We start from the raw sequence: 23,508 nt of genomic DNA, 5'->3' as shown, positions 1-23,508 counted from the left end.
TCAACCATACCATTATTCATTACATAAATTCCTGGGCAACGTGCCCTGACCGTTACGAACATACAGCAGTCCCTGCACATAAGTACACATCCGGTAGATAAGTGAGCAGCATGAAAAATGTATCACCTTGTCTCAATCCACACCTCGGAAATTATCCAACTTAGGGAGGCGAACGGTGTGCACGATTACATCAAAGAGAGGACTATCAGGATAGGTGAATATGTCGTGGAGACGAGGAAGACCGTCCGAGTGATCGCGAAGGAATTTGGTGTCTCCAAAAGCACTGTCCACAAAGATTTAACGGAACGCTTGCCGGAAATCAACCCGGAGCTTTATAACCAGGTGAAGGACATACTTGAATATCACAAATCAATACGCCATCTCCGTGGTGGTGAAGCAACACGCAAAAAATACCGGCTGGATCCGAAAGTGGAAGAAGCCAGCCCTAAACCGGTGGGTTAATTCTCTATCCTGAAAAAACTTGAAAAGTAAAGTGACTTCCTACCTTGAAGGGGGTGGTTATTCACTAAGACGAGAGATTTCCCATATTTTTTTCCACAGGTAAGACGTACATCGAACGACCCGGTCTGCATTAGGCCGGGTTATTTACTGTGTTTGCCTGGACAAGCTTCATCCGTTCCCCTTGGATATTTCAGTCAATTCTGTTAAAGTAATGGTTATGTGTTTTCTGTAAACAATAGAAGGTGAAATATCAGGGAGAATAATGCAAACAATACATAAAACGCATCTGTCCTGTAATCACCAAAGATTCAAAAGGAGGAATTTGATGAATATCGCAAGAAAATTAGCCGTTCTAGCAGTGTTGAGCCTGCTTCTGGTCCTGGCCGCATGTGGTGGGGGAAATAATGAAAACGATAACGCAGCGGACAATGGCGGCGACGATACTCAATCAGGAAAGGGTACCATTTCCATTGGTATGAATAACTGGGCGGAGAATATTGCAGTCTCAAATATGTGGAAAATAATTTTGGAAGAGCGAGGATACGACGTCAAGCTTACGCCAGTAGAAAAGGCTATTTTATATGAAGGTCTGCAAAGTGGCGACCTTGACATCGGAATGGAAGTCTGGCTGCCACACACCGATGCACCATTTTATAAAAAATATAAAGAGGACATCGTTTGGCGTGATATCTGGTATAAAGGGACTGACCTGGCGCTGGTTGTGCCATCATATATGGAAGATATCAACAGCATTGAAGATTTGAATGCAAACAAAGAGAAATTTGAGTCAGAAATCATCGGAATTGATCCTGGTTCAAGTATTATGGGTCTTACCGAAGAAGTTATCAAAGAATACAACCTTGATTTTGAACTGGTCAGTTCGTCGGAGCCAACTATGATGGCTGAACTACAGAACAAAATAGAGAATAAGGAACCAATCGTGGTAACACTTTGGAAACCTCATTGGGCGTTCTCCAAAATGGATTTGAAACTTCTCGAGGATCCAAAGAACATTTACGGCGATTCGGAGAACATTTCTTATGCGACACGTAAAGGACTTGAAGAAGATTTTCCGAAAGTTGTGAAGTGGTTTGATAACTTCATCTTGAACGATCAGCAGCTTGGAAGTCTGATGGCGGCAATCAACGAAGCTGAATCCGAACAAGCCGGAGCCCAAAAGTGGGTTGATAATCATCAAGACCTGATTAAGAAATGGGTCGGCGAAGCAGAATAAGAATCACAGACCTGATTTCCAGGCGGAGGTCAGGTCTTTTTTAGTGACTGAGAAAAACATTGGTCGAAAATCGCCTGATATGAAGAGGAAACCGCCTGATTAACAGGAATCTCCAGGTCTCGTTTGCCGCCAGAAAAGGTCGGTTATCTTTGCTAATCAAAGGGTTACGCAAAAATGCGGTTTGTGAAAATCGCCCTTATTAATTCCAGATGACAAAATAATACATATTTTTTTCAATTTGTACAGTTATATGTAGCTTTTTGTGGTAAAATATTATATTAGTAGCATTGTGTTTTCACGTAGAGACGAATCGCAATGCAGCAAGGAGGGTATTATATATGTTTTCCAGGGATATCGGAATCGACCTTGGGACTGCCAATGTGCTGATTCACGTAAAAGGAAAAGGAATAGTATTAAACGAACCATCCGTGGTCGCGATGGATCGGACGACAGGCCGTGTGCTTGAAGTCGGCGAAGCGGCACGTCGTATGGTAGGCCGTACACCAGGAAACATTGAAGCCATTCGGCCATTGAAAGATGGAGTGATTGCTGACTTTGATGTTACAGAAGCGATGCTTAAGCATTTTATAAATAAAATAAACGTCCGTGGATTTTTATCAAAACCGCGTATGCTAATCTGCTGCCCGACAAACATAACAAAAGTCGAGCAAAAGGCTATTAAAGAAGCTGCTGAAAAATCCGGTGGCAAAAAAGTCTATCTTGAGGAAGAACCTAAAGTCGCTGCAATTGGTGCAGGTATGGATATTTACCAGCCAAGCGGTAATTTGGTTGTTGATATCGGTGGTGGTACAACCGACGTTGCTGTATTGTCGATGGGTGATATTGTAACTGCCGAATCAATCAAGATGGCCGGGGATAAATTTGATGGCGAAATTCTTCAATACATAAAAAAGAAATATAAACTACTTATTGGAGAACGTACTGCTGAGGAAATTAAAATCACTGTTGCGACTGTATTTAAAGGTGGACGCAAGGAAGAACTCGACATCCGTGGTCGCGATATGGTTTCCGGACTACCACGAACCATCACAGTTTATTCAGATGAAATCGAGGAAGCATTGCGTGAATCGGTTTCCCTGATTACGATGGGTGCGAAACGAGTGCTGGAACGGACACCGCCAGAATTATCCGCTGATATTATTGACCGCGGCGTTATTTTGACTGGCGGAGGAGCGCTGATTCATGGCATTGATCAGCTGCTCGCCGAAGAGTTGAAAGTTCCTGTTTTCATGGCCGAAGATCCTATGGATTGTGTCGCCAAGGGAACCGGAATCATGCTTGATAACATTGACCGTGTCGAACGTAAAAAAGTAATCTAAACACCATATACCCGATTTCTTTTCGGGTAAACATTTTTTTAGTAAAAAATATAAGGGAGGCTGAATGTTTTGTTGCGAGGCTTTTATACAGCTGCAAGTGGAATGATTGCCCAGCAAAAACAGCTGGAATCACTATCGAATAATATTGCCAATGCGAATACTCCTGGTTATAAAGCTGATCAGCCCGTTATGCGCGCATTTCCGGAACTCCTCATGCAGCAGATGGGTGGAAAAGAACTTCCTGTAACCCGGGAGTTCAATCTGCCGGTGCAAAATCCGATTGGTTCCCTGAATACAGGTGCGTATGTGCATGAAACAGTGCCAAATTATCAACAGGGTGATATTCGGCAAACAGGCAATACCACTGACCTGGCACTTGTGAACGGCGAGCTTCCGGACGAAACAGGCAGTCTTTTTTTCACTGTTCAAAATGAAGCTGGGGAAGAACGCTTTACACGAAACGGAAACTTTACTGTCGATGGACAAGGATTTTTGGTAACCACGCAAGGGTATTATGTGCTTGACCAGGCTGGGAACCCGGTCCAGACAAACGGGATGGAATTCAACGTTACGCAGGATGGTGTTCTGCAAGCTAACGGTCAGAATATTCCACTTGGTATTGCATATACACCGAACGCCAATGATTTTACCAAAGAAGGTAATGGCTTGTTCAGCGGGGAGGCTGGTGCTATACCGGCAGGAGCAACTTTCTCTGTTCAGCAGGGAGTGCTTGAGCGTTCAAACGTAGATTCGCTTCAGTCGATGACACAAATGATGGAATCATATCGTGTGTTTGAGACCAACCAGCGGGTTCTGAAAGCGTATGATGAGAGTATGGGTAAGGCTGTTAATGAAATCGGCCGTCTAAGATAGGAGGTATATAATGTCACGAATGGCTATCCAGGCGGCTGTTACAATGAACCAGCTGCAAAATAAACTAGATTTAATCGGGAATAACCTTGCCAACAGTCAGACGAATGGTTACAAGACCCGGCAGGCGGACTTTTCTTCACTGCTTTTTCAGCAGATGGATAACATGAAAGATCCCGCCAATGCGCAGGGACGTGTAACGCCGGATGGAATACGTATTGGTACCGGTGCAAAGCTTGGTTCTGTTAATATAGACTTAACACCAGGCACGATTGCTGAAACAGGGCGGGCATTGGATTCTGCTTTGCTTGAAAAAAATCATCTGTTTCAGGTTCAGGTTACTGAAAACGGCGTACAGGAAACACGGTATACGCGTGATGGTTCCTTTTACCTCAGTCCGGTCAACAATAACCAGGATGTTATGCTGACCACCAAAGACGGCAACCCCGTGCTGGGTGAAAATGGACCAATTGTTTTCGCTGAAGGATTTGATTCCATTAATATTACTGCTGATGGGCAGGTAATGGTTAACCGGAATGGGGTTGAGGTAAATTCTGGTAATCTAGCAGTTGTGGAAGCAGTGCGTCCACGTATGCTTGAAGCCACAGGGAATAATGATTTTCGGCTCCCTGACCTTAACGAGCTTGGATTCAACTTTGGAGAAATAATCCAGGCGGTTGACCCAAATGCAGATATTATGAAAAGTGGGGCTTTGGAGCATTCCAATGTAGACATGTCCAAGCAAATGACCGACATGATTATGACACAACGTTCGTATCAATTTAATGCCAGAACCATTTCCATGAGCGATCAAATGTCAGGGCTTATCAATCAGCTGCGGTAACACCGGACTGTTTGCCGGCGCTTAGTAACAAAAGATGTAAGGAGAAACAAACGATGCCAACTAAAACTGAGACTACTGTCGAAGAGAAAAAGACTCGCCGCCGTCAACAGTCAGCGGATCAGGAGAAAGAACTTACAAAACAGCGCGAGACTGAAAAATCTTCAGACAAAGCAACACGAAAAGAACAGAAGAAAAAGCAAAAGCAGGAGAAACGCAAGAACAAAAAGCCGCGCCGGCGTATTTTCCCGATATGGGCACGGATTATTGTTGTGCTTGTGCTTTGTGCAGCTGCTTTAGCGGCCGGTTTAATGATTGGCTACGGAGTGATTGGCAACGGTAACCCAAGTGACGCATTGGAAATGGAAACATGGCAGCACATAATTGATATTGTAACGAAAAGAGATTAAGCATGTCCTAATCATCGGGCATGCTTTTTGGCCTTTTATTAAAAATAAAGGAGCGATACAAATGGATATTGAACAGATTAAAGAAACAATCCCACACAGGTACCCTTTTCTATTGGTTGATAAGGTGACTGAAATTGAGGAAGGTAAACGTGTTGTTGCCCTTAAAAATGTTACGGCCAACGAGCCATTTTTCCAGGGACACTTCCCGGACTACCCGGTAATGCCAGGTGTTCTGATTGTTGAAGCACTGGCCCAGGCTGGAGCGATCGCTGTACTTGGCATCGAAGAGAACAAAGGTAAGATCGGTTTTCTAGCTGGGTTGGATAAATGCCGCTTTAAACGTCAGGTGAAACCAGGGGATCAACTGAAGCTGGATGTTGAAATTATCCGGATTAAGGGACCGATAGGAAAAGGAAAAGCGGTCGCAACTGTTGATGGCGAGGTTGCCTGTGAAGCAGAAATTACATTCGCAATTAAATAAGTAATCAAGTTGAAAGCAAGCGGATGCTTGCTTTTTCTTATGGGGTTGTTGATGGACCAACGTGCGCCCGATTCGGCGATAAATGGGTTGGATTTGATTGATAAAGCGGCTAAATTCGGTGATACCGGTCGATAATTAGGTGATAAAACGGCTGAGCAGCGATAACCCGGTGATAAACTCTTGCAATTCGGTCATAAATCGCATGACCGCTCACAGAGACGAAAATCAAAATCAAAAAGCGCACAAATCAATAATAACCATTAGACACACATCCTCTGCACAATCCATATTTATCCAAATATAAAAACTGAGTATCATCCTCCTAATTACGGTTAAGCTATAGGCGATAGTGAACATCATAAGGAGGGAAAACACATGAAAAATAAATGGTTATTTAAAATCAGTGCACCACTTTTGGCATTGTCCCTGGTTGCAGCATGTGGTACTGATGAGCAACAGGACCCTGCTAACGAGGAAGAAGAGGCTCCATTAAATCAGGAAGAAGAGAATAATGGAGAACAGAATAACCAGGATGGCGGCAATATGGGTGACGGCCAAAATCAGGATGGTGGCATGAACCAAGAAAACGGTGGCAATGGTGATGACGCTACTGGCAACCAAAATGATACCAACGGCGGGACCAACGAAGACACAATGAATGAAGAAGAATAGTTCACTATGTATTAGAAAAGCGATGTGCCCGGTTAACCAGGAAAGTCACTGGGCACAATAGCTGAACTGTGGCAATACCAGTATTCTGGTTATTATCCAATCCACAATTAAACAAGATGGTATCCAAAAAATCCCCTTGCTTCCAAGGGGATTTTGACCTTAATTAGTAGTTGAAGGTTTAGGATTTTCTTCCTGGTCTTCACTGCGCTGGGAGTTGTCCCCCTGTGCATCGGCCATGGAGTTGGAATGCAGCTCTCCAGGGTTCTGGTTAGCGTATTTTTCCTTTTTGTAATCGGCACCGTCACCTGGTGCTTCTTTACGTTGACGCTGCATTTTGCTCTTAAGCTGCTGTGTTTTCTTGCTTGTATTTTCTTTCAACGTACTGAACTGTGTACGGCATGCATTTCCGAACCGTTCTTTTCCAGTGTTCACCTGGTTGGTCAAATCACTGCGGAAATCTTTTCCGGACTTCGGGGCTACAACCAATGCAGTCGCTGCTCCCGCTGCTACTCCTGCTACAACACCCGTAACTACTTCTTTCTGCTTCCAGTTCATTTTTTGTTGTTGTTCTGCCAAAATAATCTCCTCCTCTAATTATGTTCTAACCGATTTTCGAGTTTTTCTAACCGCTTTTTCAGTTCCTCGTTTTCTTCCCGCAGTTTATCGTCAGATGCTTTCGAGTTTAGATATGGATCTGACTCCCACCAGTCCATACCGATTTCTTTGGCTTTATCGACCGAAGCGATAACAAGCCGTATCTTAATCGACAGCAGTTCGATATCAGCAATTCCTACTCGAATATCCCCGGCGATTACTACACCTTTATCGAGAACTGTTTCGAGCACATCAACCAGGTTATTGGACTGTGAAGCTGGTTCAATGGCTGCCATTTTAACAACCTCCTGTTACAGTAAGTTCCCTAATGGGCCTAAATCTATGTTTAAATCATCGTCATCCAGGCCAAAAACATCTTTCAGTTCGTCCATTTTTTCCTCGAGGTTCATCAGGGCGAGACCTAATTTTTCGATTTCCTCTTCCGTCAGAGACCCGCCGTCGACCCGCCTTAGTGCCTGACGTTCCACAAGCTGCCGCAGCAGTTCAATCACCGTCAGTACCAGTTCAGCCAGCCCCTGCTCGGCATTATTTTCATCCAAGTTAATTCGGCTGTTGCGCTGTGCAAGCTCATTAGATGACACGGTTTAGCGCCTCCTTTTCCTCGTCCAATTTTTCCGAACTGATCTCCCGCTGTTTGGCTTCCATTAAGGTTTCAACCGAGGAAATCAGCACCCGTAGATCGAGGTAAACCAAGTCGATCCCGGCGATTGATATAATTAAATCTCCTTTGATGGCGACTCCTTTATCCAAGACGGCGTCAAGAACATCAATCAGCGCCACATCTTTTGTTTGAAATTCAGATCGTGCTGCCATGGATTATCCCTCGCTTTTGGGACACGGAGCCTGTCCCCGTGTCCCGCTCTCGGCAAAATGATAGGCTGGCCAGGGTCCGGCTGCTTCGATTGTCCAGCCGGATGTTTCCCATTCATGCTGGAGATTTTTTATGTGCTCCAGAAAATCTTCAACTTTATCTTTTTTGACCAGATAGACACTGTTCCAGCACATTTCATCGGTCCGACCGGTTACATCTTTATTCCAGTTCTTCTTTACGGTACTGTCTTCGCTGTATTCATCAAGACCAGCATGCACCAAGGAACAGAATGATTCTTTTTCTTTATCAAGTTCCCGGTCGATAAGCTGGTCAAGTCTTCGTTTCTCCAAATACTGCCTGCCGGGGGAGAGTTTGCCGATTGCCTCTTTTTTCGCCCCGACAGTCGCATTATTGGCTTCCGTCGTTTTGTGGAGCTTTTCATTGTTCGCATATATTTTGAAATTCCATTCTTCCTTATCAGCCAGGTGATTTAAAGAAGCATATAAATCATCGTGCTGGCTCATAATCTTATTTTCAAGACTTTCGGTGCTTTCATAAATAGTCCCGAACTTCATTGGTATTACGGTGGCATGCTCATAAATTTTCATTACCGCTTCATGGTGATGAAATGCTTTTTCATGAAGCCATTCCGGATTGTTGACCTTCTCTTTAAGGGCTTCTTCACTGTATTCCGCTTCACTGACACCGCAGACAATAACGTCGACACTTCCGAAAGTGATTGCGTAGGCATCGCTCTCCCCGCTGATTCCCCTAAACGAAGGGATGGATTCACCGGTTCGCACAACGCCGTATACATATATTAAATTACTCATACCATTCGTCCATCTCCCGTTTCTTTGCAATTTCGTAGCGGATCATCAGCTCGTTTTCCTTTTTTGCATAGGCCTCCTCGCTGATTTCGTCAAGTTCGTACATCATTTCCAAATGAACGAGCTTACGCTGGATCTGTTCCAGGTCATAGAGTTCTTTTTCAGCTTCCTCCTGAACTTTTTCGCCAACTTTGACGACCAGGTTTATGGGGGAAGTGAACAGCTTATGGATCATGACGGCTGTTCGACCTTGAGTTTAATGTTGATGAAATTGTACGCTGGCCATGGACCGGTGTATTTGAAATCCACATGGTCTTTCCATTTATCGTGTAGTTCATTGACTTTCTGGTCAAACAGCTCTTCTTTGTCCCGGTCCACGAGATAGGCGCCGTTAAGCAGCATTTTTTCACCGATTGGATCGTTAATCTGGTTGGCATCCGCGATAGGAGCCAGCTCGTCATGTATTTCGGTCTCAATCTTGGCTTGAAGTTTTTTGAAAAAATCCTGTGCCATTTCGCCAAGCTGAATCCGGTCAAAATATCCGGCGGCTTCAGACTTGCTTTCGACCGTTCGCTGTTGTTTTTCTATGTTGGGATTTTTGTATATTTCCGTTTCCAGCCATTCTTTTTTACCGATTACTTTCAGACCAACCTCAATTTTTCCCTTTATCTTAGGGAAGAGGGCAATAAGTTGGGGATACAGACTTTCAAGCAACGCTTTTACATCATCACGACTGTGAAAAATATTCCCGAAACTGATCGGAACAACTGAATCCACCTGCTCCATCACATTGGAGATTACTTGCTGGTGCATTTTCAGATTATCTTTTTTAGGATGATAAATCTGCATCGGCATATCAGCAACAATCATAGCTGTATCCTTATGGGAAATGGTATACACATCCCGCTCTTCCCCGGCAAATTCCACGGAATTCAATACGGGATTTTCATTGGCTGGAATACTGCAGAAAACGTAAACGCCATCCATTCTAATCGCCTCCTTTAGGGAGAGTTATCGTTCTTATTCCGGCTGGTCGACCAAATCACTGCGATAGCGCAGACTGATTCGTTCAAACCCTGTAACATTCACATCATTATCTAAAAAAACTTCATAAAGACCAATCATCTGGTCGTTCCCATAGCGTTTCATATATTCTTTTTCCTCGATTACTTCCACTTGGACAAACCATGCGTTAGCCTCGTTATCATCATTTTGTTTTTTTACGGAAATAACTTTGTGGGGAGGTGCTACATAGCTGTTGAAGAAATTTGTGACTTCATCGATTACTTTCATGGTCAATCACCTCATTTAAAACTGAATAGGAGTCGGGGCAGAGCGCCCCGCTCCATTAAGCTCCCTGTTCAACACTTTCGCCGCGTTCAGAAAGCCTGTTGGATAGTCCTTCTTCCTCCACGTCATCACGCAGGAGTCCGACTGCCTCAGCATACCGCAGCCATGTATCGACACTGGCCACGACAACCCGTGCTTCTACTGTTATTAATTCAATCCCCACGACTGATACGCGGGCGAACGCATCAATTACAATACCTTTGTCCAGAATACGGTCAATTACATCTGCCAAACCTGAACTTTCTGTTGATTTCTGAATTGCCATTTGAAACAACTCCTCTCTGGTAGTTAAGAACTGTAATGTTTGATTGCCGAGTGATGCTTGATCTGTTGTGGGCTTTTAATATCGGCGGCACCTTTAATGCCAGTCGACGACTTAATATGACTGATTCCTTTTATGTCGTCAGCCCCACGAACAGCTCTCGGCGGATTGTTCTCTCTCATGCTGGTCTGGAAGTCCTCGCCGGCCTCTTTGACCTTCGCAAGCTTTTCGCGTACCTGCAGCAGCCCGTCCTGTGCTTTCTTTTCCATTGTTTTGGCATTCGAATAAACTTTTGTCTGCAGGTTCTCCTGAAACTCATCACGCTTTCGGTCAGCTACAACTGGCCGCATTTCATTTTGGAGTTCCTCTTTAAGGTCACCGGGATGGTCTGAACGCTTGACTACATTTACAGCACCCGGTAATTCCTTTTTAACCTTTTTGCGGGCCTTTGGAACGGAAAGTGCCGCTGCTGTGGCTGCTGTGAGACCAGCCCCTATTGCTGCTTTTGTCTTCGTATCGTCATCCATAAAAACCCTCCCCGAGAACCTTTGCATGTTAGATTCCCCGTTTGCAGGAAGTGAAACTGTGGTCAAAAGTACTACTGGAAAGATTTAGCTTGATTTTTAAGGAGAAAAAATTGGTAATAGGCATTGTGCGGGCAGTGAAGAAAATAATATGACAAATATTACAAAAATATTATTTTTCAGGAAGAGGTTATTTGAGGCAAATCATAAGAAAATCCCCTGCTTATCCGGCAGGGGACTCCTCGTTAAAACTATACTTTTAAATCTACTGAGCTTCCGAGTGACGGGTGGGATGCTGAAACAGCTTGCGGCTGCTGTAGCATCTCCATCAGCTGCTGGCCCTGCTGCTCCATGACATTTTTCACATTACTCATGACAGCCAGACTAGCCTGTGATTGTACATGATGGCTCGACATCGCCACCGACATTGCCGCAACATCCATAATAAAACCTCCCTGGATAAGTATAGCCGTACATTTCTTATATCGACAAAATGCGTATGAATGTAAAACCAGATAGCGCAGCACCAAGAAACATAGTACAATAGATTCAGATGACTGGGGGTAGGTTAATGGGGGACGTCTACAGCACTACATCTGTTTACATCATTACACAGCAGACAAAGGCAATTCTTACAAAAGAATCGAACTACTACCGGTCGAGGATCCTCGAAGGGCAAGAGGAACGGCATTCGGTGTTCAGGCCGGAACAGATTATCGATCATACATGCCTGCTGTATGGCTCAACACTCGAGGGGCGGCGGGCAGCTGTCCGGGATATTTTGAAAATCAATAGCAAGGTGCCCGTGCCGGTGATCCCGGATAAAGGTGTCTATATGCTTCCCACTTCTTCGACTAAGAACAAGGATTGTGTCTGGCTGTCCTATTACCATATCGAGGATTACGAACAGCGTGACGATAAAACATATGTCGCCTTCACGGATGGAACAGGAATCTATGTAAACACTTCTGAAAATACGTTTGATATGCAGTACAAACGGACAAGTCAAATAATCGCCAAACAGAACCGTTCTGTCTTCTTTGGACGCCGGTCGCTATTTTGGAGTAATTTCTAGGCGAAAGCATTTATACAAGCGTATCTAGAATATCCTGCAAATACTAACAAAATTCTCATTTAATTTAACCAACAGGCGCTGAATTGTGATATAATAGGCTTTACAACACTATACAACTCGGATAGTGTTGTTTTTTTACATACTTTTTTAGTGCAAAGGAGGAGACCAGATATGAAGCGAACCCCCGAATCTCTCTTCGAAAATATTGCACAGGACAACGAAGTCCTGCAAATCTTTAAACACCATTCCATGCGGGTTATGTATCTTTCATCCATGCTTGCCAAAAAGATTGGCTGTTATGATGAGGACCTCCGCGTTGCCGCTTTTCTGCACGATATCGGCAAAATCGGTGTGGCAAAAGAAATTCTTTTAAAGCCAGCGAAGCTCAGCTCGGTTGAACGGGCAGTAGTGGAAAGTCACTGCCATATCGGCAACGTCATAATCCGAAAAGAACTAGGCAAAACCCGTGCGGCCGAATTTGTTCGGGACCACCACGAAAACTGGAACGGGAGCGGCTATCCACGCCGGCTGATCGGCGAGCAAATTTCCATGCAGGGACGCATTATCCGCATTTGCGACTCGTTTGATACAATGACCTACGATATACGAAACTACAAATCGTCAACCATGACATACTACGATGCATTCGAGGAATTGAGGCGCTGCTCATGGACACAATTTGACGGAAACCTGGTTGACACATTTATTAATCTGTTAATGGAACTCGAAATTCCTGACTCCTGGTACGACCAATACAACGCCGAATTCATCAAAAAAATCTACAAAGGAATCGACGCACCACACGACATACTATAATAACTACCGTAAAAACAGGTTAGGGAAGTTGACTAAGCTGTTTTTTTGTTTGTTCATTAACATGAGCCCCGTCCGTTCAGCTTGATCAAGTAGGTTGATTTTCTGCTTAAGCAGAAAATCTTCGTATTTGAAAACTTGGAACATGGGCAGATGCTGATTCGCTTTTATCATCGCATTATTCTATATATCATCGGATTTATCGCGTTTCGGCGATATATCATCTACTCGTGGGATGGTATCATCGAATATACGAATTTATCATTGGATTCGCCCCATTTATCATCGAATCGGCCGATTACACCCGTTCAAAAAGGTTGATTTTCTGCCTAAGCAGAAAATCTTCATATCGTAAAGCTGGCAATGTGGGTGTTTGCTTATTTCACCGTTATAGCAGTTCCAGTTTATATACCCTTGCCTTGTTATACCCTATAAATTTATAGCCTGCATTTGCAAGTAACCGTCTAACCAGATGGTGGGAATCCACCGCCAAAAACTCTCTTGCCTGCTGGTTTGATATTGTGTCATTCACAAGTAAATAGTAATCATTCAGTGCAGCGATATGTGCGTCGGGCGAATAATGATTACACCGGCCACAGTACCATTTTTGATGAAACCGTACCATTGGAGCCACTCCACAGTTTATGCAAATTACCCCGCGGGTCAAATCACTATAGTTAACACCGAAGCGTTTCATCACATTTTTGTCGGGTGGGACATGCGCTTGGAGTAATTGCTGAGATACAAGGTCAAGGGTGGGCCTATCGATAACCGGGGTTTTAAATTCACGGCTTAATTGCTTCATTTTGTGAAATAGGGCGTTGGCGTGTATGACTTCTTTTGGGATTGGTTTTTCGGGATATAGTGGTTTAAGTATTGTGCTGGGGAAGCTGAAGACTACAAAATATAGAAGCGGGATGCGTGGTAATCCAAGATTATTTAATAGTAGCCGGAATCTGTCCCGCTGGAGTTTTACCTGGAGTATGGGGCTCGGAAAGCCTTCTTCTTTTCCATCATCACCCACGCGAATGACCTGTTCTTCACCGTCGAAATAAACGGTTCCATACCAATTTTTAACTTCAATCTGGGTGAAAAATTGCTGGTTCATTAGCAGGGAGTCTGTTTCGAAATGACTATCGTGGCTTGGCAAACGAAGGTTATGAAGGATGCGGTAATCCGTTGGTGGGAGAAATGAAAGTGGATAACTGATTTCACGCTCACCTTTAATTCCGGTATTTGTATTAATCAACTCTTTGCGAACCGCCTCTTTAAGATGGTGAAAATCGGGGGTTCGTCTATCTAATGCCTCCAAACTCTGATGGTAGATTTGCCGTGAATGCGGCTTAATGATCATTCGGTCACAACCTTTCTTTAAGTTATAATTCTAATATACCGTAATAGGTTGTAGTTTAATAGATTAACTTTCTCACCAACTGATTTATCTTCGAATCGGCCGCCCGGTCTGATTCAATAAGGTTGATTTTCTGTGCAAGCAGAAAATCTTCCAACCCACATTTTAAACCAAGGTTGCTGTTCAACGTTGTTTTATCATCGCATTATTTCATTTATCATCGGATTTATCGCGTTTCGGCGATATATCATCGTATCGCGTGCCGGTATCATCGAATTTACGGATTTATCATCGGATTCTCCCCATTTATCATCGAATCCGCCGCTCAGACTCCTTCAATAAGGTGGATTTTCTGCGCGAGCAGAAAATCTTCCTAAACCAAATCTTAAACCAAGGGTTCTGCTCAACGCTGTTTTATCATCGCATTATTCCATATATCATCGAATACGGGTCATTTATCACCGAATCGCGCCTGCACGTAAACCTGTCTTTCAGCACACCCAAACACCGTCCACACTCTTGCACATCACCCTCCATCCGTGTAGAATAGAAAAATGACTGACTGGTTAGTACAGTAACTAAGGAAATAGGTGTTTATATGAATGAAAAGAAACTAAAGTTAATCGAGGCGGGTATCAAGTTATTTGCCGAAAAGGGCTATCACAAGACGTCGATTCAGGAAATTGCGACGGCTGCTGGGGTTTCAAAGGGCGCGTTCTATTTATATTTCCAATCAAAAGAGGATTTTATTATGACCGCGTTTCATTATTATCATCATGAGATCTCGCAACAGATCGAAGCAGTCAAAAACGACAACCACAGCCCTCGCGAAAGTCTTGCGAAACAAATCGAGGTTGTAATCCGTTATATATACGAGTACAAGGATTTCCTGACTATGCAGCTTAGGGAGAATTTTTCCGTCGGGGAGAACACGGACACATTTATCCATCAGATGAAAATGCAGAACTTCCACTGGCTGCGCGAGAACATCATCGATATCTACGGTGAAAAGGCCGAGGAGCATATTATTGACCTGGTTATTCAGCTGGAAGGCTTGATGAATGGCTATTTCAGGTGGATTGTTGTCGACCATGTCGATATGGACGCCAAGGAGCTTGGTGAATACCTTGTCCGCCGGATGGATGATCTCGTCATCGGAATTTTTGCCCAGCAGGAAACGCCGCTAATTACGGAAAAAAACATCCCGGATGATTATCAGGGCAATCAGGACGCGGCGAAAAAGTTAATTGCAATGAAAGGGAAAATTAACACGCTTTCGCTCAAAAAAGAAAAAATCGATGAGTTGCATGAGGTTATCGATATTATTTTAAAAGAAGTAAATAAGAAAGAGCCGCAGCGGTTTATGATTCAGGGGATGCTGGTACATTTTCAGCGCATTCCCGAACTGGAAAAAGAATGCCGGGAAATCGCTGACAGCCTGCAGATTGATTTACTTAAATAACATTAAGAGGAGATACATTAATGCGAAAAATACTTATTCTGATAACAGCAATCACCTTAATCGGCGTGCTTGCTGCATGTAATCAGACCGAGGAAGGTAACAAGGAAGTAAAGGAATCCGTTACACCAGTTAAAATAGCGGAGGCCAAAAAAGGTGACCTTGTACTAGAGAAATCACTCTACGGACGCACAGCACCAAAAAGCACAACGCCGGTCATGGCAGCACAGCCTGGTGAAATCACGAATCTTGAAGTGGAGAATGGCGAGAAGGTCGAGGAAGATGACCTGATTGCAACCATTCAGACAGCACGTGGAGCACAGAATATCTACGCTTCAACAGGCGGGGAAATCACCCAGCTGACCGCAACAGAAGGATCCATGGCATCCAATCAGGAACCACTGGCAGTTATCGCCGATTTCGAATCGATGAAAGTTAACTTCACGGTAACCGAAGACACCATCGATCTTTTTGAAAAAGAAGACACATTCCCGCTGACCGTCGATGGAAAAGAATATGAGGCGGAAATCACGTCAATCAGCACAATGCCGGATAAGACCGGACTTTACCCAGTCGAGGCTACGGTTGAAAACAGTGATGATCAGCTTTTGGCGGGTATGGTTGCTGAAATGGCAGTACCTGAACAGCGCGTAACCGATTCGATTATCGTGCCTACCGAAGCAGTCATCGAGGAGAGCAGTGAAACATTTGTCTATGTGGTTAAGGATGGCAAGGCCGCCAAGAAACTTGTAACGATAAAAGAAACACAATCTGACAAAACAGCGATCGAAGGTAAATTAAACGCAGGTGATCAGGTTGTTACAGAAGGGCAGCTGACCCTGTCAGACGGCGGTAAGGTCAGCATCGCGAAAGAAGGGAATAAATCTTGAAGCTAGTTAATACATCAGTAAAACGTCCAGTCGGCGTCATTATGATTGTGCTTGCAATCATTGCGCTGGGCGTTGTGTCAATGCGCAGTCTGACCGTCGGACTCTTCCCGAAAATCGACCTGCCAATCGCCGTCGTGGCGACATCGTATGACGATGCCGCACCACAGGAAATTGAAAATATGATCAGCCGGCCGATTGAATCAGCGGTCAGCTCCGTAGAAGGAATACAGACCGTTCAGTCGCAGTCACAGTCTGGGTCATCACTCGTTATGATGATGTTTGAAAATGGCACAAACCTTGACCAGGCATTGCTTGATGTCCGTGAATCGGTCGATCAGGCCAAAGGATTTCTGCCGGAAGGGGCCGGGGATCCGAGCGTCTTGCGGTTCAGTCCCGACCAGCTCCCGGTTATGTGGGTTGGAATTACCGGGGATGACCCAGCGGCACTGACTGAAATTGCCAATGACCAGGTCGTTCCGTATTTTGAGCGGCAGGGCGGGGTTGCATCCGTTACTGTCGAAGGGGCCAAAGAACGGGAGATTCAGCTGATTCTGGATCCGGCCAAACTCCAGCAGTACGGGATAAACGCACAGGCAATCATGCAGGCGCTGAACAACACGAATCAGTCTGCCTCAGTCGGCAATGTTGAAAAAGGAAACAAAGACCTCCAACTCCGTGTAACCGGCGAGTTTGAATCCGTTGATTCTATCCGGAATACGATTATTCAAACACAAAGCGGAGCGACCATTCATGTGGACGACGTCGCCGAAGTAAAAGATACATTCAAGGAGTCATCGACCGTAACCTTGGTAAACGGTGAACCAGCAATTGTTCTTTCGATTATGAAAAAAACCGATGCCAACACGGTTGAAGTGGCTGAAAATATTAGAGAAAGTATGGATGAGGTTAGCGGTGATCTGCCATCGGACGCCAATTTGAATGTCATAATCGATACATCCGAATTTATCCAAATGTCGATTAATTCGGTGGCAAAAAACATTCTGATCGGTGGCGTTATTTCGATCTTCATTCTGTTGTTATTTTTGAAGAGCGTGCGGGCAACCATCGTTATCGGGCTCTCCATACCGATTGCAATCATATCTACATTCACACTAATGTACTTTACCGGGGAAACGCTGAACGTCCTGACGCTTGGGGGACTGGCGCTCGGCCTTGGAATGATGGTCGACAGTTCGATCGTTATTCTGGAAAATATCTATTCATACCGGAAAGCCGGGCATTCGCTGTTTGACTCAGCAACAAAAGGGGCATCCGAACTGGCACCGGCGGTAATTGCGTCAACCACCACGACATTGGTTGTATTTTTACCAATCATTTACGTGGAAGGAATCGCGTCAGACATGTTTACGCCACTCGCGCTGGCCGTATCGTTCTCGCTGATTGCTTCACTTGTTGTAGCGGTAACACTTGTGCCGATGCTGTCGTCAAAACTGCTATCAAAAGCAATGGAATACAATGGACGACGTTACTGGTTCGACCGTTTTCTGGATAAAGTAAATAACGGATACCGTGGTGTGTTGAAATGGGTACTGAAACACCGGAAGACAACGGTATTTGGAACAATCGTAGCAATTGTTGCCAGCCTGGCGCTCATTCCACTGATCGGCGCATCCTTTATCCCGTCATCCGATCAGGGACAAATGGAAATCAGTGTCGAAGCTGCTCCAGGAAGCTCGCTCGACTATACGAAGCAAATTGTCGAGCAGGTCAATAATGAACTAACCGACTATGAAGATGTCATCGAAACTAACTATGTAAGTGTCGGTGGCGGCGGATTCGGCATGATGGGCTCAAGTGCCAACCAGGCTACTTACACCATTCAGCTTATACCGTCGTCGGAACGAACCAAGACGACAAAGCAAGTGGTTCAGGAAATCGATGAGGACTTGGAAGGGATTGCAGGTGCTGAAATTGCTGTAAAAGCAACAGACAGTGGTATGGGTACGGGTGACCCTGTCCAGATTCAGCTAAATGGACCGCAGCATGAAGTGCTTCGTGAGCTGTCCATACAGGTTGTCGATCGTATTTCAACTGTCGACGGCATATATAACCCTACATCCTCTGCTGACAATGGTGTCCCACAGATGTCCATTGAAGTTAATGAGGAAAAGGCTGCAACATACGGGCTGAGTGAGCAGCAAATCACCAGTCAGATTCAACTCCGGTTTACCGGTCAGGTGGCATCGAAATTCCGGGAAGAGGGCAATGAAATGAATGTTGTCCTGATGTTCCCTGAAGACAAACGGAGTACCATCAATGACTTGCGTGATATGAAAATCCAGTCACAATCAGGAACATCCATTCCACTTGAGACCGTTGCAACCCTAAAACAAGTCCAAGGTCCTGTTACACTGCAGCGTGAAAACCAACAGCCGCAGATGAACGTAACCAGTCAGATTGTTGACCGTGATCTGGCAAGTATCGTGGAAGATGTTCGTGCTGAACTGGAAACAATGAATCTTCCAGAAGGGTACAGCTATGAAATCGGCGGTCAGGCAGAGGATATGGCCAGCTCATTCCGTGACCTGGCAATTGCGCTCGTATTCTCAATCTTTCTGGTATACGCCGTAATGGCCATCCAGTTTGAGAACTTCTTGTTCCCGCTGATCATTATGTTCTCCATGCCGGCAACCGTAGTCGGGGTCATGGTCGGACTGTATATAACCGGTCTGCCGCTGAGTATTCCAGCGTTTATCGGGGTAATCATGCTCGCCGGTATAGTCGTCAACAACTCGATTGTGCTCGTTGACTATATCAATATTTTACGGCGCCGGGGCATTGATCGATATGAAGCGATACTTGAAGCGGGACCAAGCCGTCTTCGTCCAATTTTGATGACGACCCTGACTACCATTCTGGCAATGGTGCCACTGGCGCTCGCGCTTGGTGAAGGAGCGGAAATGCAGCAACCGCTCGCCGTAACAATCATCTTTGGACTAGGGATTTCCAGCATCTTTACACTGCTGCTGATTCCAGTAGTCTATACGTTGTTTGATGATCTGACCGGCAAAATAACACGTCGTAAGAAAAAAGCATAGATTATGCGAAAGCTCCCTGTTTGGCAGGGGGCTTGCTTTTTAAATTCTGAAGAGAGGAATACACTTTTTTTGGAATATGCCGATCAATCGTTGTACAATATATAAAAACCTGCTCGGAATGAAACTTTGGACAGGGTTCATACGTATGAAATAGCATCATTACTGAAATTACAAAAATTGACTAGGAGGGAGCAACTATGACGCTTTCCCGTATTATGAAATTTATTACCGGTGGAGCGGAGGCATTTCTGGGTATACCATTTATCGGCGGTGCATATATCCTTGGCACCGGCTGGACCCCGCTACTCGTTATGTTTGTCCTGCACCTGATTACTGTGGTGATCGCCTATAGAGACCGTGGCAGCATTGCCGGGAACATCCTGGGAATGATCACGTCTGTCGTAGGGGTTATTCCAATCGTCGGCATGATCATGCACATCATCACTGCAATCGTGATTTTAATCGATGCTATTATCCACAAAAAATAACTTCGCCGGGTGTTAAGCACCTGACGAAGTTATTTTTTTGACCAATTGATTTACTACCTCGGAAAACATCAGCCCAATGGCAATCGCACCGGCCAGCAGCATAACTTTTGCTGATAGCTGAACCGCGGTATAATAATCATTCTCCACAAAATGCCGCATCGCATCATACGCCACACCACCTGGGACGAGTGGAATAATCCCAGAAACATTAAACACGATAATTGGCGTTTTATATAGCTTACCGCATACCTGGCTGAGTACCGCCACTAGTATTGCTCCACATGTAGTTGCTGGGACTGCATCCATCCCGGTCTCCACCAGCAGATAATACAAAATCCATCCGAACATCCCGACAAGCCCACATTGAATTAGTGCCCGTTTCGGTGCGTTGAAAAGAACCCCAAATCCTGCGGCGGCGATAAAACTGGTAACAAGTTGCGCAATAATCATCACAGTGGTCCACCCCCGAGCAACATCGCCCATGCGGTAACTGGCACAATCGCAATCCCTGTTCCTATCGCGAACGCTGTAAGACCTGCCTCCACACCCTTAGACATCCCTGATACGAGGTGGCCGGCCATTAGGTCACGCACCGCGTTGGTAATATGGAGGCCGGGAACTAAAGGCATAACCGCGCCGATAATTATTCTATCCAGATCAATTCCGAACCCGAAGGCAATAAACGTAACGGCCAGTACGCCTAAGACGAATGATCCAAAAAAATCGGCAACAAAGCTAATCGCAATCAGCCGGCCTGCTCCAAGCATTGCAGCATACCCGGTTCCTCCCGCGATAAAAGAAGGGAGGAAGTCAGGCCATGTACCCCCAAACATTATGGTGAAACTTCCACTCAAGAATGCGGCGGCAACTATCTGAACCAGCTTGGAGTATGTATTTTTGGCCCCGTCGATGTTATCCAATAGAACCAGTGCCTGATTAATGTCAATGTCGCCTGCAGTAATACTCCGGGAGATACTATTGACGTCATCAATTTTTTGTAAGTTATTCGACCGGTCGGAAATCCGTATAAAGTTCGTCACATCCGCAAAGTCTGCCGAAAAGTTAATCCCGGTAGGCGTCGCATAACTCTGCGCATTCGTTAACCCATACGCCGACGCAATCCTATTCATTGTGTCTTCAACCCGGTATGTTTCCGCACCGCTCTCCAGCATTATTTTCCCCGCAAGCATGCAGACTTTCGCAATAAGTACTCGGTCCAGCATAGCTACCACCACCTTTCTCTTTTTCATATTATAACTGGGCGATGGGGAAAGGGAAAGCTGAACCATTTGGGCGACAATCCACCTCAGCAAAAAAAGGACTCCAACCGGGGAAGCCCTTACCACATTTAATTCTGGCCGTACAATATTGTCTGTGCGATTCCGATAAAATAATCCGACTCATCGATAATATGGTCGATGACAACCTGAGCTGTTGGATTCTCTCTTACGGCTTCACTCTCATGCTTCACTTGCCGGCAAAATTGCGTAAACGCCACACTCTCCTGCAAACAGAACGTCACAAGGTCCAGCACTTGCTGATACAATGCAGGTGGCATTTGATTATCACTCCGGATCACCGACTCGACAAAACGCCGGACGTGCTGATGCGTCGTTTCGAGAACATCCTCCCAGCGCTTGAGCGCGTCTACATATTCTTTCTCCAGATTCCGAACAAGCTCACGCATGACTACTGTATGCTCTGCTTCCTGCTCTTTCCAGAACTCCGCCTCATCCAGTACACGGAGCGGCATCTGACTCCCATAGTAAAACTGCATCCCCCTGCCTCCCTGATGAAAATAAACTTATGTCCCCTTAATATCTATGCCTGACTAGGAGTGATAATGAATGCAAAAATTTGCTTTACAATTTCGCAATCCGACAATATAATAAAAGTGAGTAATCACTCACAAAGAGAAAAGGAGGCCAAACCATGTCTGCTTTTATTGAAATGAAGAACATTCAGTACAGCTATGGGAAAGAAACAGTACTGAAAGATATCAACCTCACGATTCCGGAAGGCCAGCTGTTTGGACTGCTAGGTCCATCAGGCTCCGGTAAAACTACGCTTGTCAAAATAATCAACGGACTGCTTGATCCCACCAACGGAACCATCCACATCGAGAACGAACAAAAGCCATCTTTCTCGAAGATGCAGAAAATCGGATACATGGCCCAGTCAGATGCCCTATACAGCGAACTTACCGCCAAGGAGAACTTCGATTTTTTTGCCAGTCTCTATAAAATTCCCCGAAAAGAACGAAAACACCGTATCACAGAATCAGCAAAAGTCGTGAACCTGGAAGGCCAGCTCAACAAAACGCTCGAAAAGTTTTCAGGAGGTATGAAGCGGCGGATGTCTCTCGCGGTTGCACTTTTGCACCAGCCAAGCCTTTTAATACTCGATGAGCCAACAGTCGGAATTGACCCTGTACTGCGAGCATCCATTTGGGAAGAGTTGCGGAACATGCAACAACAGGGAACCACGATTACCATCACCACCCATGTCATGGACGAAGCAGAAAAGTGCGATAACCTGGCTCTGCTTCGTGACGGGTACATTATCGCCCAGGGGAGTCCAGCTGATTTGAAAGCCAAAAGTGATACCGACTCGCTTGAAGCCGCATTTTTACATTATGGAGGTGCTAAGCATGCGTATTCATGCAATCGTTAAAAGGATTATCCGGCAATTTCTACGCGATAAACGAAGCATCGCACTGATGCTGGTTGCGCCGCTGCTAGTGATGACACTACTATGGCTCGTACTTGATATGGAACAATATGTGCCCACTATCGCGATTACCGATGCACCTGAGCAACTGAAGGAAACATTGAACGACCAGAATGCCACTATCATCGAAATGAGTGAACAGCAGGGACAGGAGGTGCTGGAGCAACAATCCGCCGATGCGCATCTTTCATTCGAAAAAAACCATGCAGAGCTTACGATGGAAGGCAGTAATCCCACTGCAACCTCGGCTGTTCAACGAGTCATCAATAGTGCGGTAAAAGAAATGAATCCCACTACACCAGAACTGGATGTGAACTTTCTCCATGGGTCCGCTGATTTAAATATTTTCGATAACACTGGATCTGTGCTAATTGGATTTTTAGTATTCTTTTTCGTATTTATTATTGGAGGCGTTTCCTTTCTCCGCGAACGGACACAGGGAACACTGGAGCGGCTCCTGGCAACCCCACTGAAGCGGTGGGAAATCGTAGTCGGTTACCTGCTCGGATTCGGGATTTTCATTATTATCCAGTCGGCGATTATCACCGCGTATTCCATCTATGTACTGGATATCTATATGGCAGGTTCATTTCTGTCCATACTATTAATCGTATTTATCCTTGCAATTACAGCTCTGAGCCTGGCCACATTACTATCAGCGTATGCTAAAAATGAGTTTCAGATGTTCCAGTTCATACCGATAGTCATTATTCCGCAGGTTTTCTTTTCCGGCGTATTCCCGACCGATTCAGTCGAGTGGATTGATGTAATTGGAAAAATTATGCCGTTGACGTATGGAGCAGATGCCCTTGAGTCAATCATGCTGAGGGGCGCAGAACTAACAAATGTACTTGGTGATATCGCAGTATTGATTGGATATTCGGTAGCATTTATAATCCTTAATATCATCGCCCTCAAAAAGCACAGGACACTCTAAATAC

The 23,508-nt window shown here is 45.0% G+C and carries 31 protein-coding genes; 16 read left to right on the top strand and 15 right to left on the bottom strand.

The features are described from left to right. Window positions 1-177 precede the first annotated feature (177 nt). From spoIIID to ACFO3D_RS07470, 8 genes are all read left to right on the top strand, one after another. Window positions 178-462 (top strand): sporulation transcriptional regulator SpoIIID, encoded by a 285-nt coding sequence (gene spoIIID / locus ACFO3D_RS07505; RefSeq protein WP_390294378.1) that lies wholly within the window; start codon window positions 178-180, stop codon window positions 460-462. Between the two features lie 325 nt (window positions 463-787). Continuing rightward, entirely contained in the window at window positions 788-1,696 is a 909-nt protein-coding gene (locus ACFO3D_RS07500; RefSeq protein ID WP_390294376.1) for a glycine betaine ABC transporter substrate-binding protein, read from the top strand. A gap of 338 nt (window positions 1,697-2,034) precedes the next feature. Beyond that, window positions 2,035-3,036: a rod shape-determining protein gene (gene mreB / locus ACFO3D_RS07495; RefSeq protein ID WP_390294374.1), complete on the top strand. Its 1,002-nt coding sequence runs from the start codon at window positions 2,035-2,037 to the stop codon at window positions 3,034-3,036. A gap of 69 nt (window positions 3,037-3,105) precedes the next feature. Further along, entirely contained in the window at window positions 3,106-3,909 is an 804-nt protein-coding gene (locus tag ACFO3D_RS07490; RefSeq protein WP_390294372.1) for a flagellar hook-basal body protein, read from the top strand. A 10-nt stretch (window positions 3,910-3,919) separates the two neighbouring features. Then, complete coding sequence (locus tag ACFO3D_RS07485; RefSeq protein ID WP_390294370.1) at window positions 3,920-4,750, top strand: flagellar hook-basal body protein; 831 nt, start codon at window positions 3,920-3,922, stop codon at window positions 4,748-4,750. 53 nt (window positions 4,751-4,803) lie between these two features. Further along, window positions 4,804-5,157, top strand: a complete 354-nt coding sequence (locus tag ACFO3D_RS07480; RefSeq protein ID WP_390294368.1) for a DNA-directed RNA polymerase subunit beta — start codon at window positions 4,804-4,806, stop codon at window positions 5,155-5,157. Between the two features lie 61 nt (window positions 5,158-5,218). Then, window positions 5,219-5,638, top strand: a complete 420-nt coding sequence (gene fabZ, locus ACFO3D_RS07475; protein ID WP_390294366.1) for a 3-hydroxyacyl-ACP dehydratase FabZ — start codon at window positions 5,219-5,221, stop codon at window positions 5,636-5,638. Between the two features lie 375 nt (window positions 5,639-6,013). Beyond that, the gene (locus ACFO3D_RS07470; RefSeq protein ID WP_390294364.1) at window positions 6,014-6,310 is read left to right on the top strand and encodes a hypothetical protein; all 297 of its coding nucleotides are present in this window, start codon (window positions 6,014-6,016) and stop codon (window positions 6,308-6,310) included. A 159-nt stretch (window positions 6,311-6,469) separates the two neighbouring features. Here the strand turns inward: ACFO3D_RS07470 and ACFO3D_RS07465 are convergent, their stop codons facing one another. The 11 genes from ACFO3D_RS07465 to ACFO3D_RS07415 form a co-directional block, all read right to left on the bottom strand. After that, window positions 6,470-6,886, bottom strand: coding sequence for a YtxH domain-containing protein (locus ACFO3D_RS07465; RefSeq protein ID WP_390294362.1), 417 nt, complete (start codon window positions 6,884-6,886; stop codon window positions 6,470-6,472). 14 nt (window positions 6,887-6,900) lie between these two features. Continuing rightward, complete coding sequence (locus tag ACFO3D_RS07460) at window positions 6,901-7,200, bottom strand: gas vesicle protein (protein WP_390294360.1); 300 nt, start codon at window positions 7,198-7,200, stop codon at window positions 6,901-6,903. 15 nt (window positions 7,201-7,215) lie between these two features. Next, a complete protein-coding gene (locus ACFO3D_RS07455; RefSeq protein WP_390294358.1) occupies window positions 7,216-7,506 on the bottom strand; it encodes a gas vesicle protein K in 291 nt (96 codons plus the stop codon). Next, window positions 7,496-7,738, bottom strand: a complete 243-nt coding sequence (locus tag ACFO3D_RS07450) for a gas vesicle protein (protein WP_390294356.1) — start codon at window positions 7,736-7,738, stop codon at window positions 7,496-7,498. The genes ACFO3D_RS07455 and ACFO3D_RS07450 overlap by 11 nt, the downstream gene beginning before the upstream one ends. 3 nt (window positions 7,739-7,741) lie before the next feature. Next, window positions 7,742-8,569, bottom strand: coding sequence for a GvpL/GvpF family gas vesicle protein (locus tag ACFO3D_RS07445; RefSeq protein WP_390294354.1), 828 nt, complete (start codon window positions 8,567-8,569; stop codon window positions 7,742-7,744). Then, window positions 8,562-8,801 (bottom strand): gas vesicle protein GvpG, encoded by a 240-nt coding sequence (locus ACFO3D_RS07440; protein WP_390294352.1) that lies wholly within the window; start codon window positions 8,799-8,801, stop codon window positions 8,562-8,564. The genes ACFO3D_RS07445 and ACFO3D_RS07440 overlap by 8 nt, the downstream gene beginning before the upstream one ends. Beyond that, window positions 8,798-9,553 carry a GvpL/GvpF family gas vesicle protein gene (locus ACFO3D_RS07435; protein ID WP_390294350.1) on the bottom strand — a complete coding sequence of 252 codons (756 nt, stop codon included), beginning with the start codon at window positions 9,551-9,553 and terminating at the stop codon, window positions 8,798-8,800. The genes ACFO3D_RS07440 and ACFO3D_RS07435 overlap by 4 nt, the downstream gene beginning before the upstream one ends. 33 nt (window positions 9,554-9,586) lie before the next feature. Next, entirely contained in the window at window positions 9,587-9,859 is a 273-nt protein-coding gene (gene gvpO / locus ACFO3D_RS07430; protein ID WP_390294348.1) for a gas vesicle protein GvpO, read from the bottom strand. A gap of 55 nt (window positions 9,860-9,914) precedes the next feature. Further along, window positions 9,915-10,181: a gas vesicle protein GvpJ gene (gene gvpJ / locus ACFO3D_RS07425; RefSeq protein WP_390294346.1), complete on the bottom strand. Its 267-nt coding sequence runs from the start codon at window positions 10,179-10,181 to the stop codon at window positions 9,915-9,917. A gap of 23 nt (window positions 10,182-10,204) precedes the next feature. Beyond that, on the bottom strand, window positions 10,205-10,705 hold the full coding sequence (locus ACFO3D_RS07420) for a hypothetical protein (RefSeq protein ID WP_390294344.1): 501 nt from the start codon (window positions 10,703-10,705) through the stop codon (window positions 10,205-10,207). A gap of 248 nt (window positions 10,706-10,953) precedes the next feature. Beyond that, a complete protein-coding gene (locus ACFO3D_RS07415; protein ID WP_390294342.1) occupies window positions 10,954-11,145 on the bottom strand; it encodes a YjfB family protein in 192 nt (63 codons plus the stop codon). A gap of 128 nt (window positions 11,146-11,273) precedes the next feature. On the opposite strand from ACFO3D_RS07415, the gene ACFO3D_RS07410 reads away from it, so the two are divergent. Further along, a complete protein-coding gene (locus tag ACFO3D_RS07410) occupies window positions 11,274-11,777 on the top strand; it encodes a competence protein ComK (protein ID WP_390294340.1) in 504 nt (167 codons plus the stop codon). A 171-nt stretch (window positions 11,778-11,948) separates the two neighbouring features. Then, a complete protein-coding gene (locus tag ACFO3D_RS07405; RefSeq protein ID WP_390294338.1) occupies window positions 11,949-12,593 on the top strand; it encodes an HD-GYP domain-containing protein in 645 nt (214 codons plus the stop codon). 385 nt (window positions 12,594-12,978) lie between these two features. On the opposite strand, the gene ACFO3D_RS07400 is transcribed toward ACFO3D_RS07405, so the two are convergent. Next, window positions 12,979-13,944, bottom strand: coding sequence for a nuclease-related domain-containing protein (locus tag ACFO3D_RS07400; RefSeq protein WP_390294336.1), 966 nt, complete (start codon window positions 13,942-13,944; stop codon window positions 12,979-12,981). Window positions 13,945-14,539: 595 nt separating this feature from the next. On the opposite strand from ACFO3D_RS07400, the gene ACFO3D_RS07395 reads away from it, so the two are divergent. The 4 genes from ACFO3D_RS07395 to ACFO3D_RS07380 all read left to right on the top strand — a co-directional run bounded on the left by ACFO3D_RS07395 (window position 14,540) and on the right by ACFO3D_RS07380 (window position 19,837). Further along, a complete protein-coding gene (locus ACFO3D_RS07395) occupies window positions 14,540-15,403 on the top strand; it encodes a TetR/AcrR family transcriptional regulator (protein ID WP_390294334.1) in 864 nt (287 codons plus the stop codon). Window positions 15,404-15,423: 20 nt separating this feature from the next. Next, window positions 15,424-16,290: an efflux RND transporter periplasmic adaptor subunit gene (locus ACFO3D_RS07390; protein ID WP_390294332.1), complete on the top strand. Its 867-nt coding sequence runs from the start codon at window positions 15,424-15,426 to the stop codon at window positions 16,288-16,290. Continuing rightward, on the top strand, window positions 16,287-19,349 hold the full coding sequence (locus ACFO3D_RS07385) for an efflux RND transporter permease subunit (RefSeq protein WP_390294330.1): 3,063 nt from the start codon (window positions 16,287-16,289) through the stop codon (window positions 19,347-19,349). Before ACFO3D_RS07390 ends, ACFO3D_RS07385 begins: the two co-directional genes overlap by 4 nt. Before the next feature lie 197 nt (window positions 19,350-19,546). After that, window positions 19,547-19,837: a hypothetical protein gene (locus ACFO3D_RS07380; RefSeq protein WP_390294328.1), complete on the top strand. Its 291-nt coding sequence runs from the start codon at window positions 19,547-19,549 to the stop codon at window positions 19,835-19,837. Window positions 19,838-19,849: 12 nt separating this feature from the next. Here the strand turns inward: ACFO3D_RS07380 and ACFO3D_RS07375 are convergent, their stop codons facing one another. From ACFO3D_RS07375 to ACFO3D_RS07365, 3 genes are all read right to left on the bottom strand, one after another. Then, a complete protein-coding gene (locus ACFO3D_RS07375; RefSeq protein WP_390294326.1) occupies window positions 19,850-20,320 on the bottom strand; it encodes a threonine/serine exporter family protein in 471 nt (156 codons plus the stop codon). Then, window positions 20,287-21,060: a threonine/serine exporter family protein gene (locus ACFO3D_RS07370; RefSeq protein ID WP_390294324.1), complete on the bottom strand. Its 774-nt coding sequence runs from the start codon at window positions 21,058-21,060 to the stop codon at window positions 20,287-20,289. The genes ACFO3D_RS07375 and ACFO3D_RS07370 overlap by 34 nt, the downstream gene beginning before the upstream one ends. Before the next feature lie 125 nt (window positions 21,061-21,185). Then, the gene (locus ACFO3D_RS07365; protein ID WP_390294322.1) at window positions 21,186-21,614 is read right to left on the bottom strand and encodes a DUF2935 domain-containing protein; all 429 of its coding nucleotides are present in this window, start codon (window positions 21,612-21,614) and stop codon (window positions 21,186-21,188) included. A 155-nt stretch (window positions 21,615-21,769) separates the two neighbouring features. Here ACFO3D_RS07365 and ACFO3D_RS07360 point away from each other — a divergent pair, with 155 nt between their 5' ends. Both ACFO3D_RS07360 and ACFO3D_RS07355 read left to right on the top strand, forming a co-directional pair. Next, window positions 21,770-22,510, top strand: coding sequence for an ABC transporter ATP-binding protein (locus tag ACFO3D_RS07360; protein WP_390294320.1), 741 nt, complete (start codon window positions 21,770-21,772; stop codon window positions 22,508-22,510). Beyond that, a complete protein-coding gene (locus tag ACFO3D_RS07355; protein WP_390294318.1) occupies window positions 22,488-23,504 on the top strand; it encodes an ABC transporter permease in 1,017 nt (338 codons plus the stop codon). The genes ACFO3D_RS07360 and ACFO3D_RS07355 overlap by 23 nt, the downstream gene beginning before the upstream one ends. The last annotated feature ends 4 nt before the right edge of the window (window positions 23,505-23,508 follow it).

The organism is Virgibacillus kekensis (genome assembly GCF_042654125.1).
Classification (GTDB): Bacteria; Bacillota; Bacilli; order Bacillales; family Amphibacillaceae; genus Lentibacillus; species Lentibacillus kekensis.
This window is presented reverse-complemented; position numbering and strand designations above follow the sequence as displayed.